This window comes from Streptomyces sp. KL109B, assembly GCF_030766935.1.
In the GTDB taxonomy this organism is placed as follows: Bacteria; Actinomycetota; Actinomycetes; order Streptomycetales; family Streptomycetaceae; genus Streptomyces.
In genome coordinates this window covers 1,022,627-1,036,411 of sequence record NZ_JASERL010000002.1, presented here as the reverse complement: position 1 = coordinate 1,036,411, position 13,785 = coordinate 1,022,627, and the positions used below count along the sequence as shown (strand labels likewise).

At 72.1% G+C, this 13,785-nt stretch carries 12 protein-coding genes; 5 read left to right on the top strand and 7 right to left on the bottom strand.

Going from position 1 to position 13,785, the window contains the following annotated elements:
• Positions 1-4 precede the first annotated feature (4 nt).
• Positions 5-2,131: an NB-ARC domain-containing protein gene (locus tag RBJ65_RS10335; protein WP_306318192.1), complete on the bottom strand. Its 2,127-nt coding sequence runs from the start codon at positions 2,129-2,131 to the stop codon at positions 5-7.
• Between the two features lie 455 nt (positions 2,132-2,586).
• Here RBJ65_RS10335 and acnA point away from each other — a divergent pair, with 455 nt between their 5' ends.
• Positions 2,587-5,301 carry an aconitate hydratase AcnA gene (acnA, locus tag RBJ65_RS10330; protein ID WP_306318193.1) on the top strand — a complete coding sequence of 905 codons (2,715 nt, stop codon included), beginning with the start codon at positions 2,587-2,589 and terminating at the stop codon, positions 5,299-5,301.
• A gap of 132 nt (positions 5,302-5,433) precedes the next feature.
• On the opposite strand, the gene RBJ65_RS10325 is transcribed toward acnA, so the two are convergent.
• Complete coding sequence (locus tag RBJ65_RS10325) at positions 5,434-6,087, bottom strand: TetR/AcrR family transcriptional regulator (RefSeq protein WP_306318194.1); 654 nt, start codon at positions 6,085-6,087, stop codon at positions 5,434-5,436.
• Positions 6,088-6,316: 229 nt separating this feature from the next.
• On the opposite strand from RBJ65_RS10325, the gene RBJ65_RS10320 reads away from it, so the two are divergent.
• The 4 genes from RBJ65_RS10320 to RBJ65_RS10305 are packed head-to-tail and all read left to right on the top strand — an operon-like array spanning position 6,317 to position 9,304.
• Complete coding sequence (locus tag RBJ65_RS10320) at positions 6,317-6,637, top strand: VOC family protein (RefSeq protein WP_306318195.1); 321 nt, start codon at positions 6,317-6,319, stop codon at positions 6,635-6,637.
• Positions 6,638-6,682: 45 nt separating this feature from the next.
• Complete coding sequence (locus RBJ65_RS10315) at positions 6,683-7,387, top strand: YitT family protein (RefSeq protein ID WP_306318196.1); 705 nt, start codon at positions 6,683-6,685, stop codon at positions 7,385-7,387.
• Entirely contained in the window at positions 7,384-8,637 is a 1,254-nt protein-coding gene (locus tag RBJ65_RS10310; RefSeq protein WP_306318197.1) for an MFS transporter, read from the top strand. Before RBJ65_RS10315 ends, RBJ65_RS10310 begins: the two co-directional genes overlap by 4 nt.
• Before the next feature lie 19 nt (positions 8,638-8,656).
• Positions 8,657-9,304 (top strand): DsbA family protein, encoded by a 648-nt coding sequence (locus RBJ65_RS10305; protein WP_306318198.1) that lies wholly within the window; start codon positions 8,657-8,659, stop codon positions 9,302-9,304.
• On the opposite strand, the gene RBJ65_RS10300 is transcribed toward RBJ65_RS10305, so the two are convergent.
• The 5 genes from RBJ65_RS10300 to RBJ65_RS10280 are packed head-to-tail and all read right to left on the bottom strand — an operon-like array spanning position 9,291 to position 13,775.
• Complete coding sequence (locus RBJ65_RS10300) at positions 9,291-9,980, bottom strand: O-methyltransferase (protein ID WP_306318199.1); 690 nt, start codon at positions 9,978-9,980, stop codon at positions 9,291-9,293. The two genes, RBJ65_RS10305 and RBJ65_RS10300, sit on opposite strands and share 14 nt — an antisense overlap.
• A 28-nt stretch (positions 9,981-10,008) precedes the next feature.
• A complete protein-coding gene (locus tag RBJ65_RS10295) occupies positions 10,009-11,214 on the bottom strand; it encodes a hypothetical protein (protein WP_306318200.1) in 1,206 nt (401 codons plus the stop codon).
• The gene (locus RBJ65_RS10290; protein ID WP_306318201.1) at positions 11,211-12,533 is read right to left on the bottom strand and encodes an MFS transporter; all 1,323 of its coding nucleotides are present in this window, start codon (positions 12,531-12,533) and stop codon (positions 11,211-11,213) included. Before RBJ65_RS10290 ends, RBJ65_RS10295 begins: the two co-directional genes overlap by 4 nt.
• A complete protein-coding gene (locus RBJ65_RS10285) occupies positions 12,530-13,459 on the bottom strand; it encodes an alpha/beta fold hydrolase (protein WP_306318202.1) in 930 nt (309 codons plus the stop codon). Before RBJ65_RS10285 ends, RBJ65_RS10290 begins: the two co-directional genes overlap by 4 nt.
• Complete coding sequence (locus RBJ65_RS10280) at positions 13,452-13,775, bottom strand: VOC family protein (protein ID WP_306318203.1); 324 nt, start codon at positions 13,773-13,775, stop codon at positions 13,452-13,454. Before RBJ65_RS10280 ends, RBJ65_RS10285 begins: the two co-directional genes overlap by 8 nt.
• Between the last annotated feature and the right edge of the window lie 10 nt (positions 13,776-13,785).

Genomic DNA, 13,785 nt, shown 5'->3' with positions numbered 1-13,785 from the left:
TATCTCAGATATGAGATGTCGCATCTTGGGGGGCGAGTGCGTACGCGATGCCGGTGTCGAGGTCGGTGTCGTAGCCGGAGGCGAAGACGGCCGCGTATCTCTCGTCGCCGAGGCGGCGGCGGGCCCGCGCCTCGCAGTCCCGGCGGGCGGCGACGAGCGGCGGGATGCCCATCTGGGGGGTGCCGAGGGTGTGCCAGGTCTGCTCGGCGACACCGAGGAGCCGGGCGGCGGCCTCCGCGTGCCCGGCGTGCATGGCCGCGCAGGCGAGCACGTCGACCGCCATGGCGATGCCGACGCCGTTGTTGAAGCGGCGCTTGCCGTCGAGGGCGGCGCGGGCCAGGGCCGCGGCCTCCGCCGTCCTGCCAAGGGCCAGCGCCGCGACGGCGAGCACGTAGTCGCCCCAGGCCCGGCCCCATGTCTCGCCGCGCCTGGCGCCCTCGTGGCGCAGCTCGTCGGCGAGCGCGGCCGCCTCGGCGAACTCGCCCTGGCAGACGTGGACGAAACCGCGGATGGTCCGCGTCGCGAACCAGGCGGCGATGTACTTGCCGGTGCCGGGGCGGCCGGGCGGCGCCGCGTCCAGTGCGGCGGCGGCCTCGTCGAGGCGGCCGAGCAGTGTGAGGCTGAGCCCCGCCACGGCGGCGGTGACGAACCCGGCGTCCTCGTCGCCCTCCGCGGCCACGGCCTCCCGGAACCCGGCGGCGAACCTGAGCCCGCTCTCCGCCTCGCCCAGGATGACGGCGACGTGGCCGCCCGCCCACAGGGCCTTGGCCCGGTGCGGGCCCGGTGCCGGGCCCAGTGCCGGGTCCGGCGTCACGGCCCGGTCCAGCAGCAGGGCCCTGGCCAGATAGTGCCGGCCCTCCTTGGCGAAACCGCAGGCCGTCCAGAAGAAGTACAGCGACCCGCTGAGCTTCAGCGCGGCCGGCCCGTCCCCTTCGGCCAGACAGAATTCGAGCGCGGCGCGGAGGTTGGCGTGCTCGGCGACGAGACGCTCGTACCAGTCGAGTTGCTCGGGCCCCATCCACGCGGCGTCCGCCCGGTCGGCGAGCGCCTGGCAGCACTCCCGGTGCCGGACGCGCAGCTCGTGTTCCTCGCCGAGGCCGCGCAGCCAGTGGGCGCCGTACTCGCGGATGGTGTCGAGCATCCGGTAGCGCTCCCCGGACCCGCTGGGCTGCCAGCCGAGGATGGACTTCTCCACCAGGGCGGCGAGCAGTTCGGGGACCTGCCCGGCGGGCAGCCGTTCATCGGTGAGCACCCAGCGGGCCGCGTCGGCGTCGAAGCTTCCGGCGAACACCGAGAGGCGGGCCCAGGCCAACCGCTCGGCGGGGGTGCACAGTTGATGGCTCCAGCCGATCGCGGTGCGCAGCGCCTGGTGCCAGGGCGGGTCCGCGTCGAAGTCCTCGTGCTCGGTGTCGCCGAGGATCGCGAAGCGGTCGTCGAGGCGCCGGTTCAGCTCGGCGACCGGCAGCTCCCGGAGCCGCGCCGCGGCCAACTCCAGGGCCAGCGGCAGCCCTTCGAGGCGGCGGCACAGCCGGGCCGCCTCGACGCGCTCGGCGGCGGTGAGGGTGCGGCCGGGCACCGCCTCGGCGGCCCGTTCGGTCAGCAGCACGAGGGAGTCCGCCGCGTCGTCGTCGGCCTCCGGCACGGGCAGCGGATCGAGGGCGAGCACCTCCTCGATGTGCAGGCCGAGCGGGCGGCGGCTGGTGGCAAGGACCCGCAGCCCCGGTGCGGCCTGGAGCAGTACGGCGGCGACCGCCCGGCACTCCTCGACCAGGTGCTCGCAGGTGTCGAGGACCAGCAGCAGTCGGCGTTCCGTCAGGTACTCGGTCAGTACGTCGAGCATGGGGCGGCTGGTCTGGTCGGCCAGCGGCAGCGCCTCGGCGATGACGTGCGCCAGGACGCCGCCCTCCCGCAGCGGGGACAGGTCCACCCACCACACCCCGTCGGGGAACCCGGGCCGGAGCCCGGCCGCGGCCTCCCGCGCGAGCCGGGTCTTGCCGACTCCGCCCACCCCGGTCACCGTCACCAGGCGGGAGCGCCCGCACCACCGTGTCACCTCGTCGAGCTCCGCCTGCCGCCCGACCAGCCGGACGGTCTCCTCCGGCAGATTTCCCGGCTGTCGCTTCTCCGGCATGTCCGGCCCGTCCCCTTCCGGATCAACAGTTGGTCACCCGGTGTTACCAGGCGGCCACCGTCGCGCGCGGGGTTTCGCCCGCATCGGTCACGGGGCGTCGCCCGGGATGGGAAAGTGCCGCGCCGAACGGCGGAAGGGCGCGAGGACGGCGAGGATGGAGACAGGCATGGAGACAGATGAAGACACCCGTCGTGGGTACGCGCCCCGTGGCACGCGCACGACGATGCCCCCTGGTACGCGCAGGGCGATGCCCCTGGGTGACGCGGACGACGGTGCCCCTCGGTACGCGGACGACGATGCCCCTTGGTGGTTCCGCCGAGCGATGTACTAGGGTTATCTCGACATCGAGATATCCGCGCGAAGGCGCGCCAAGGCCGCCCGGAGGGGCGAGGTAAGGGTTACCTTACCTCACTCGTTCCCGCGGTCCGGTACTGAATGCACTGAAGGAGACTGTCGTGTCGGCGAACAGCTTCGACGCCCGCAGCACGCTGAGCGTGGGCGACGAGTCGTACGAGATCTTCAGGCTGGACAAGGTCGAGGGCTCGGCCCGCCTTCCCTACAGCCTCAAGGTCCTTCTGGAGAACCTGCTCCGCACCGAGGACGGCGCGAACATCACCGCCGACCACATCCGTGCGCTCGGCAACTGGGACTCCCAGGCCCAGCCCGACAAGGAGATCCAGTTCACGCCGGCCCGCGTGATCATGCAGGACTTCACCGGCGTGCCCTGCGTCGTGGACCTCGCCACGATGCGTGAGGCCGTGAAGGCCCTCGGCGGCGACCCGGCGAAGATCAACCCGCTGTCCCCGGCCGAGATGGTCATCGACCACTCCGTCATCGCCGACAAGTTCGGCACCTCGGACGCGTTCAAGCAGAACGTGGACCTGGAGTACGGCCGCAACAAGGAGCGTTACCAGTTCCTGCGCTGGGGCCAGACCGCGTTCGACGACTTCAAGGTCGTCCCGCCCGGCACCGGCATCGTGCACCAGGTCAACATCGAGAAGCTGGCCCGTACGGTCATGGTCCGTAACGGCCAGGCCTACCCCGACACCCTGGTCGGCACGGACTCGCACACCACGATGGTCAACGGCCTTGGCGTCCTGGGCTGGGGCGTCGGCGGCATCGAGGCCGAGGCCGCGATGCTCGGCCAGCCGGTCTCGATGCTGATCCCGCGCGTCGTCGGCTTCAAGCTGACCGGCGAGCTGCCGGCCGGCACCACCGCCACCGACCTCGTGCTCACGATCACCGAGATGCTGCGCAAGCACGGCGTCGTCGGCAAGTTCGTCGAGTTCTACGGCGAGGGTGTGGCGGCGACCTCGCTCGCCAACCGCGCCACCATCGGCAACATGTCGCCGGAGTTCGGCTCCACCGCCGCGATCTTCCCGATCGACGACGAGACCCTGAACTACCTGCGCCTCACCGGCCGTGACGCCCAGCAGGTCGCGCTCGTCGAGGCGTACGCCAAGGAGCAGGGCCTCTGGCTGGACCCGGCCGCCGAGCCGGACTTCTCCGAGAAGCTGGAGCTCGACCTCTCCACGGTCGTTCCGTCGATCGCCGGTCCGAAGCGCCCGCAGGACCGCATCGTCCTCGCGAACGCCGCGCAGCAGTTCTCGCAGGACGTGCGCAACTACGTCGCCGACGACTCCGAGGCGGGCAAGGAGTCCTTCCCGGCCTCCGACGCCCCGGCCGTCTCCAATGGCACCCCGTCGAACCCGGTCACCGTGACCGCCCCCGACGGCTCGACGTACGAGCTGGACCACGGCGCGGTGACGGTCGCGGCCATCACCTCCTGCACCAACACCTCGAACCCGTACGTGATGGTGGCCGCCGCCCTCGTCGCGAAGAAGGCCGTCGAGAAGGGCCTGACCCGCAAGCCGTGGGTCAAGACGACGCTCGCCCCGGGCTCGAAGGTCGTCACGGACTACTTCGACAAGTCGGGTCTGACCCCGTACCTCGACAAGGTCGGCTTCAACCTCGTCGGCTACGGCTGCACCACCTGCATCGGCAACTCGGGCCCGCTGCCCGACGAGGTCTCGAAGGCCGTCAACGACCACGACCTGGCCGTGACGTCCGTCCTCTCCGGCAACCGGAACTTCGAGGGCCGCATCAACCCCGACGTCAAGATGAACTACCTGGCGTCCCCGCCGCTGGTCGTCGCGTACGCCATCGCGGGTTCGATGAAGGTCAACATCACGAAGGACGCCCTGGGCACCGACCAGGACGGCAACCCGGTCTTCCTCAAGGACATCTGGCCGTCGGAGGCCGAGGTCAACGACGTCGTCGCCAACGCCATCGGCGAGGACATGTTCTCGAAGTCGTACGAGGACGTGTTCGCGGGCGACGCCCAGTGGCAGGCCCTCTCGGTCCCGACCGGCAACACCTTCGAGTGGGACAGCGAGTCGACGTACGTCCGTAAGCCCCCGTACTTCGAGGGCATGCAGATGAAGCCGGCCCCGGTCGAGGACATCTCCGGCGCCCGCGTCCTCGCGAAGCTCGGCGACTCGGTCACGACGGACCACATCTCGCCCGCCGGTGCGATCAAGGCCGACACCCCGGCCGGCAAGTACCTGTCGGAGCACGGCGTCGAGCGCCGCGACTTCAACTCGTACGGCTCGCGCCGCGGCAACCACGAGATCATGATCCGTGGCACGTTCGCCAACATCCGCCTGCGCAACCAGATCGCGCCGGGCACCGAGGGCGGCTACACCCGCGACTTCACGCAGGCCGACGGCCCGGTGTCGTTCATCTACGACGCCTCGCAGAACTACCAGGCGCAGGGCACCCCGCTCGTCATCCTGGGCGGCAAGGAGTACGGCTCCGGCTCGTCCCGCGACTGGGCCGCCAAGGGCACCGCGCTCCTCGGCGTCAAGGCCGTCATCACCGAGTCGTACGAGCGCATCCACCGCTCGAACCTCATCGGCATGGGCGTCCTGCCGCTGCAGTTCCCGGAGGGCCAGTCCGCGGACTCCCTCGGCCTGACCGGCGAGGAGACCATCTCGATCTCCGGCGTCACCGAGCTCAACAACGGCACCACGCCGTCCACGGTGAAGGTCACCACCGACACCGGCGTCGAGTTCGACGCGGTCGTCCGCATCGACACCCCCGGTGAGGCGGACTACTACCGCAACGGCGGCATCCTGCAGTACGTGCTGCGCGAGCTCGCCGGTTCCTGACCTGATGTGAGCCAGTGCGCAGCCCCGTGAGCGGGGCCGCGCGACCTGGAACGACGAAGAACCCCGCACCCGGTACCGGGTGCGGGGTTCTTCTGTGCTTGCGGGGCGCCTGCCGCCCGAGTCCGGCGGGGGTCAGGCGCGGGTGTCCGCTCCGTGGAGTTGGAGGAAGGCGTCGACGCCTGAGCCGACCAGCGCGTCGACCTCCTTCCCCGGCAGGGGGAGGGCGCCGTGGAAGGAGCGCTCGTACGGCTCCGACGTGACGAGCTGGGTGAAGTGGGCCGCGGCCGCCCGGGGGTCGGGCGCGTGCAGCCGCCCGTCCCCGGAGAGCGCGGTGAACCGTTCCGTCAGCCGCTCCTGTGTGCGCTGTGGCCCGTCCCTGCGCCAGCTGTCGGTCACTTCGGCCGGCAGCCTGGACGCTTCGGCGAAGATGACCCGAACCAGCGCGAAGTGCTCGTCGAAGCCGCTCTGCGGGGTGGCCAGGGCGCGGCCGAGGGCCACGAGCGCGGACCGCAGGTCGTCCGGGGCGTCCAAGTGCCGGTCGATGACCTCTTCATGATGCGCGGCCAGTTCGTGCGTGCTCTCGCTGAGCACGTCCAGGAGCAGGTGCTCCTTGTCCCGGTAGTGGTTGTAGATGGTGCGCTTGGAGACGCACGCCTCGGCGGCGATGCTCTCCACGCTGGCCCGGGTGTAGCCCTCGCGGCTGAAGACGACCCGCGCGGCGCGACCGATCGCCACGCGCTTGGTGGGCCTGCCCATCTGCGGGGGCCGGGTTGCGGCGGCCGTCATGGCGCCTCGCTTTCGCGCTCGTCTCGTACGTCCTGCTGATCGGACCTGCTGATCGGACCTGCCGGTCGGACCTGCCGGTCGGACCTGCCGGTCGGAACTGTACCGCCTGGTTTACCCGCCGTACCCGGTCGCGCCGGGAGCGCGGCCGCCGACTAAATGCACGCTCCGGTTTACTTATTGCCCTACACCGTGTAGTTTACTTTCTGTCACGACAGAGAGGACGGACGCCATGTTCGGCAAGCTCACGGTGATCAAGGTCTACTGCCAGGACCTCGACGCGATGACCGCCTTCTACCGCGACCGGCTGGGTCTCGAAGTCCGCGAGGAGTACCCGGGCGTGAGCGTGGTGTTCGACACCGGCCACGGCGGTGAACTGATCGTGCAGCAGGGCGCGGAGCCCACGGCCATCGCCTTCACGCAGGTCGACATTCCCGCGGCCCATCGGGCCCTGGAGGACCTCGGCACCACGGAGGTCTTCCCGCACAAGACCGGCGAGCGCTTCGAGGCCGCCGACCCGGAGGGCAACCGGCTCATCTTCGTCAACGCCTGACGGCCCTCCCTCCTGAACGCCCCTTCCCGCTTCCCGGAGTTCCGCATGTCTGCTTCGCGTACCACTCATGCGCCGGCCCAGGGCCTCAGCGCCTGGACCCGCCGCGACAACCTCGCGCGCTACGCCCTCTATCTGGCCGGCTGCGTCGTCTTCGCCGCCGGTGCCACGCTGTTCATCCACTCCGACCTCGGGGTGGACCCCCTGGACGTCCTCTCCCTCGGGATGCTGGAGCACGTCTCGCTCACGATCGGGGTGGCGCAGGCGCTCATCGCGGCCGTGTGCATCGCCATCTGGTCCCTGTGGAACCGGCGGCGGCCTGTGGTGATGCCCTTCGTCACCTTCCTGCTCTGCGGCAGCCTCATCGACCTGATGCTCCTGGCGGAGCTGGGCTGGATGGCGTCCGTGCCCTCGCTGGTCGTCGCCGTGCTGTTCTGCGCGTACGGCTCCTCCCTGATCATCATGAGCGGCACCGGCATCCGTGCCATGGACCTGATCGTGATCTCCCTCAACCAGCGCTGGAAGGTGCCCTTCTGGGCCGCGAAGGTCGGCGTCGAGACCGTCCTGCTCACGCTCGGCTGGCTGCTGGGCGGCCCGGTCGGCGTCGGCACCCTGGCCTTCCTGGTCTTCGTCGACGGGCTCATCCAGCCCTTTATGTCCTTCAACGGCAGCGTGCTCCACCTGGCCAACCACGGTCTGAACCGACCCGGCGGGGCCGGTGGTCCGGTGCTCGAGAGCGCGGGGGCGCGGTGAGCGCCGCGGTGCGGGCGCCCGAGGCCGCGCCCACCCGCCCGGCGACGCTGCCCCTGCTGCTCTTCGCGTCGACCCTGGCGGTGATGGCGGGCTCCATCCTCGCGCCCGTCATCCAGGTCATCAGGGGCGACCTCGGGGTCGGCGGCACCGCCGCAGGACTCATCATCACCACGCACAGTCTCGCCATCGCCGTCGCCAGCCCGCTGGTCGGATGGATGATCGACCGCTGGGGCGTACGCATGCCGCTGGCGGCCGGACTGATCCTGTACGGGCTGGCCGGCGGCACCGGGCTGATCGTCGACAGCTATGCCGCGCTCATCGCCACGCGCGCCGTCTTCGGCATCGGAGCGGCTTTCGTGTTCTCGGGCACCACCGTGGCCGTGCTGAACCTCTACCAAGGGGCCGCCCGGGACCGGGTGATGGGCCTGCGGGGCACCGCCACCAGCCTGGGCGGTGTGCTCTGGCCGCTGCTGGCCGGAGTCCTCGGCGGGGTGTCGTGGCATCTGCCCTTCGGGATCTACCTGGTGGGCGTGCCCCTCGGCATCGCCACGGCGCTGCTGCTGCCCGCCACGAAGCCCGCGCGTGCGGGCGGCGGGGCCGGGCCGCGGCTCGGGGCGTGGGGCATGCTGCGCGCGTATCCCCGGCTGATCGTCTGGTACGCGCTGCAGTTCTGCTCGTCCATCCTGATGTATGCCCTGGTGGTCTTCGTCCCCGACCGGCTGTCCGCGTTCGGCGTGGAGGATCCGCTGCTGGTCTCGCTCTACACCGTCGGCATGTCCGGCGCGATGAGCCTGATAGGCCTCGCGTACGCGTCGTTGCGCGCGCGGCTGGCCTACCGGCAGTTGCTGCGAGGGGTGCTGGCCCTGTGGGCGGTGGCCTTCCTGCTGCTCGCCGTCGCGCCCAACGCCCCGGTGCTGTTCCTGGCGCCGATGCTGTTCGGACTCGCCAGCGGCGTCTTCCTCCCGGTGACCACCGTCCTCATCGGCGACGGCGCGCCGGGCGAGGCGCAGGGGAAGGCCACCGCCCTGTCGGGAACGGCCATATTCGCGGGGCAGTTCGCCTCTCCGCTGCTGATCGGCCCGCTGATCGAGGCGACTTCGCCGATGACGGGATTTCTGCTGGCGGCGGCCGTGCCGGTAGCGGCGCTTGGCTTCCTGGCGGCCACCCGCCTGGACACGGTGCGGTCCGAGGGCGGCGGCGACCGGCCGGTCCCGGACAACGAGCCGGTGGCACAGGCCCGTTCACACTGATTCGAGGGAGCGTACGACCATGAAGGCTGACAGCTCTGTATCCCTGCGGGTCGAGATCGCGCTCGACCTCACCTGTGTCCATTCCTACCTCGGGTTCACCCGCTTCGAGCGGGTCGCCGACGGCCACCTGTCGGCGGGCGGCCGGCTCGAGGTGGCCTTCCTGCCCTTCCAGGTCTCCCCGGACGCGCCGCCGGAGGGGCGGCCGCTGAGCGAGGTGCACCGCGAGTTCTTCGGCGGCAGCGCCGAGGCGGAGCGCGCCGCCGCGGAGATGGCGGCCATCGGCGCCCGGGACGGCCTGCAGTTCAACTTCGACCGTGCCGTGCACGTCAACACCTTCGAAGCGCACCGCCTGCTGGCGGCCGCGGCCCGCCGCGGGCGCGGCGAGCCGGTGGCCGAGCGGCTCTTCAGGGCGTACCTGACGGAGGGCCGCAACATCGGGGACCGGGCGACCCTCGACGTCCTCGCCGCGGAGGCCGGCGTCGAGCGGAGCGCTGTCGGCGCCGGGGAACTGCGCGCCGAACTCGCCCGCGTGCGCGCCCTGGGCATCCGCTCCGTACCGCTCTTCGACTTCGGCGGCGGCCTCCGGCTGCGGGGGGCGCAGCCGGAGGCGGCGTTCCGGCGGGCGTTCGCGGACGCGAGGGAGGCGGGCCGTATCAACGGCCGGTAGCGCCGGTCCGCTTGCGGGCGAGGGTCAGACCGTCGGCGATGGGGAGCATGACGGACTCCGTCCGGGGGTCGGCGCGGACCTTGGCGTTGAAGCGGCGGATGGCGGCGGCGTCGTGGGTGCAGTCGGGGTCGGCCGCCTGGCCCGCGTACAGAACGTTGTCCGCGAGCAGCAGCCCGCCGGGGCGAAGGCGGGGGACGAGCAGGTCCCAGTACGTTTCGTACCCGTCCTTGTTGGCGTCGATGAAGGCCAGGTCGATCACCGCCTCCTCGGGAAGTGCGCGCAGTGAGTCCTCGGCCGGGCCCAGGCGCAGCTCGACGCGGTCGTCGACGCCCGCGGCCTCCCATGCCTTGCGGGCGATGGCGGCCCACTCCGCCGACAGGTCCATGGTGGTCACCGTGCCGTCCGGGGGCAGCCCCAGCGCGAAGGCGAGGGTCGAGCAGCCGGTGAAGGTGCCGACCTCGACGACCCGCGTGGCGCCGGTGATCCGGGTGAGCAGGGTCAGGAAGGCGCTCTGCTCGTGCGGGATCTGCATCACCGCCCATTCGGTCAGCGCATGCGTCTGTTCGGTCAGTTCCCGCTGGGCGGAGGTCGGCGGTTCCGCCTGGTCGACGAGATAGCGGTAGATCTCCGGGGTCATGGAAACGGTCTTGTGGTCACTGGCGATGTGCGTGCTCATGCCGGAGCTCCTTTGGTCGGATGCCGAACTAGGGCTTTTCCGCGAGGAATCGGTCATAGGGTGTGCTTCTGCCGTATTTGTCCCGGGACAGTTCGAGATAGCGGGCGCCGCGCTGCTCGATCTCCAGGTACATGGCGCGGCCGAGCGTGGACTCGTACGGCGGGATCCGTTCCTGGGCCGCGTAGGCGGCCGCGGCATAGCGCGGGTCGGGGCGCAGCGCGTGCTCGCGCAGGCAGGCCTCGGCCACCTTGATGACGTGGTCGTCGCCGTGCTCGACGGCGCGGGCGGCCAGTTCGGCAAGGCCCGGGGTGCGCGCCGCGTCCGCGTCCGCGAGCGCGGTGTCCTCGCCGTTCCGGTCGTTGGTCAGGTCGATCAGGAAGAGCGCCTGCACCTGCCACACCGCGGCGACCGTCGGGCCGTGCAGCGCCTCGGGCAGGTGCGGCAGCACCAGGCGGGCGGCCGCCGGCGCGGTGATCCCATGGATCGGCGGTACGGGCAGCGCCTCCGGATGCGCCAGGTAGACGCCCGCGAACTCCGCGGTCATCTCGCTGATCAGCCACTGGGCGTGCTGCGGCCGCAGGGCGCGCAGCGCCTCGTGGTAGCCCGCGTACGTGTCGAGTGCCGAGGTGTCGTCGGTGCGGCCCCGGCCGCCGCGGAAGCGTGAGTGCCGCAGCTCGTCGCGGGGGAGGGCGGCCATCGCCTGGGCGAGGGTCTTGTCGCCCTCGAACCTGACCCGGCCGGGCAGGCGGGTCCAGCGCGCGGCCCAGAAGGCCAGCCCCCGGGTCAGCTCGGTGAGCTGCGCCCGGGTGGGCCGCGGGGTGGCCGCCAGCGACCGCACGGCGTGGGCGGTGCGGATCAGCCCGTGCGTGGTGCCGGCGACGACGCCCGGCAGCAGTCGGGGCCACCACCGCACCAGCACCTCCTGCCAGGGCGCTTCGGCCAACTCCCGTGCGAAGAGGACCTCCCAGTCGCCGACCCGGGGGAAGTCGCCGAGCGCCTCGCGCCAGTCGTCGGGGTCCAGGGCGAAGCGCGGCTCGGGGCGGTCGTGGTGGGCGAGTCCGCTGCGGTAGCCGTCGATGTAGCCGGGGATGCGTTCGGGATAGCCGAGGGTCGCCAGCGCTTCGGCGCACATGGTGCCGTGCGCGACGAACCCCTCGGGCTCGGGGCCGCGTTCGTAGCCCAGGTCGTCGAGTCGTTCCAGGGCGTCGTTGACGGCGTCGGAGTACTTGGTCATGCCGCGATGTCCTCCTTGTTCTCCGGCTTGTCCTCCGGCGGGTTCACCGATGGCCGGGTGCGGGCGGGTGGAGCCGCGGCCGGCTCCGCCGGGAGCGGGGGAGCCGCCGACTTCAGCCACAGGAGCGCGGCCAGCGCCGCGGCCAGGGAGATCAGCCCGCCGGCGGACAGGCCCGCGCGGGCGCCGAAGCGGTCGATGAGCAGGCCGGTGAGCAGGGCGCCGACCGGAGTGCTGCCTTGCGTGATGAGCGTGTACATCGCCAGCACCCGGCCCCGGTACTCGGGGGGCGTGCCGAGCTGGATCCGGTGGTTGGCCGCCTGCGAGAAGTACAGCATCGCGAAGCCGGTGAGCCCCAGCGCGACGGCCGCGGAGGGCAGCCCGGGGGCGAACCCCGCCAGCAGCTCCAGGGCCCCGAACGCCACCGCCGCCACGACGACGGTACGCGCCGCGGGACGGCCCCTGCGGGCGGTGGTGACGAGCGCCGCCGCCAGTGAGCCGACGGCCAGGGCGGTCGTGAGCAGCCCGAAGGTGGCGGCCTCGGTGTGGAAGGTGGTCTTCGCCAGGAGTGGCAGGGTGAGTTGGAAGTTGAAGCCTGCGAGGCAGACGACGGCCGTCAGCAGCAGCGGCATGACGAGGTCGGAGCGGGCGGCGACGTATCGCAGCCCGTCCGCGACCCGCGCCTTGCCCGGGAGGCTCGCGCGGTGCCGCAGCTCGGCCGGGCGGATGAGCGCGAGCCCCGCGAGGGTGGCGAGGTAGCTGACCGCGTTGAGGAGCATGACCGCCGGGGTGCCGACGGTGCTGAGGAGCAGCCCGGCGAGCGCGGGGCCCAGCACCCGCGCGGTGTTGAAGTACGCGGCGCTCAGCGCCGAGGCGTTCGGCAGCAGCCGGGGGCCGACGAGTTCGCCGACGAAGGACATCCGGGTCGGGATCTCCACCGCGTTGACCGTGCCGAGCGCCGCTGCCGCCGCCGCGACGTGCCACAGGCGGACGACGCCGGTGGCCACGGACACGGTCAGCAGCAGGGCGAAGGCCGCCGACACGGCGTTCGCGGCCATCAGCAGCTTCCGCTTGTCGCAGCGGTCCGCCAGCCGCCCGCCCAGCATCGTCAGCAGCATCACGGGAGCGAACTGCAGCGCCGTGACGAGGCCGAGCGCGCCGGCCGAGTCGTCCGTCAGCCGCAGCACGAGCCAGTCCTGGGCGGTGACCATCATCCAGGTGCCGGTGACGGAGGCGACCTGGCCGAGCGCGAAGAGCCGGAAGTTGCGTACGCGCAGGGAGCGGAAGGTGCCGCGTGGCCGGGTGCCGGGGCCGTGCGTCACGTCGCCTCCCCGGCGGCGGCCGCGGGTACGGGGGCGGGCGCACCGTCGGCGCCGGTGGCCAGACACTCCTCCAGGAACCCAAGGAGCCGCAGGTGGTAGGCGCGGGCGGTGCGGCCCAGGCTGATGTTGTGTCCGGCGCCTGGCTGGCGGTCGAGCCGCACGGTGCGGCTGCCGAGGCGGGCGGCCATGTCGCCCAGCGTGGCCTCGTCGTGGCGCCACCAGCGCTCGTGCTCCGCGAAGGTCAGTCGCAGCGGCAGCCGCACCTGTGGAGCGAGCGCGTCGAAGGTCCGGGGCCAGTGGGGGAGTTCAGCGGCCTCCCGCGCGGGCATGGGACCGGCGAGCTGTGCGGCGTGCCGGAAGGCCGCGGGCTCGTAGCAGCGCAGCGGGCCCCAGTGCAGGCCGGGGCTCTGCCGCCCGGACGCTCCCGGAGCCGAGGGGTCGACGGCCCAGCGGTGGCCGAGGCCGGAGATGTCCGCGCCGAGCAGCGGGAGTCCGTCGCCATCGGCGGCGGCCGCCGTGGTCAGGGCGAGCTTTCCGCCGTAGGAGTGCGCGGCGATGAAGTAGCCCGCGCCGACCGGGTGTTGACGCGCGTACCGCCGCAGGGCGGTGCGCAACATGGCGGCCTGTTCCGCCAGCGGCAGGCCATCGGGCAGCCGGTCGGCCGAGCCGCCGTATCCCGGGCGGTCGGGTGCGAGCACGGTCCAGCCGAGGCCGGCGGCCAGCGTCAGCAGCGATGTCGGGGGCCGGCCGGGGCCGTCGAAGTACCCGGCGCGCATCCCGCCGCCGTGCAGCGCGACCATCACCGCGCGCGGCGGCTCGGCGGCCGCCGCGGCCGGCTCGGCCAGCAGCGCGGACAGGGCGATGCCACCGCCCGCGTCCAGCGTGATCCGCCGGACGCGGGCGGTGGCCCGGTGGTCGTCAGTCATTGACGAAGCAGACCGAGTTGCCCTCCGGGTCCTGCACACGGAAGCCCCGGCTCTCCTCGCCCGGCATGCGCACCGGGTCGAGGGCGGCCAGATCCTGGACGGCGGTCTCCACGTCCACGCCGATGAAGATCGTCTCGGCCTCGCGGGTCGGGCGGTCCGGCCGCGCCTGCAGCAGCAGCGCGTGGCTGTTCCCGTCGAGTACGTACTCGCCCTCCTTCTCGGCGATCACTTTCAGGCCGAGGGTGTCCCGGTAGAAGGCCGCCATCGGCTCCAGGTCGGCGCAGTAGATGACGGTGAGGGCAAAGCGTCCGTGCATGGCTCTCCTC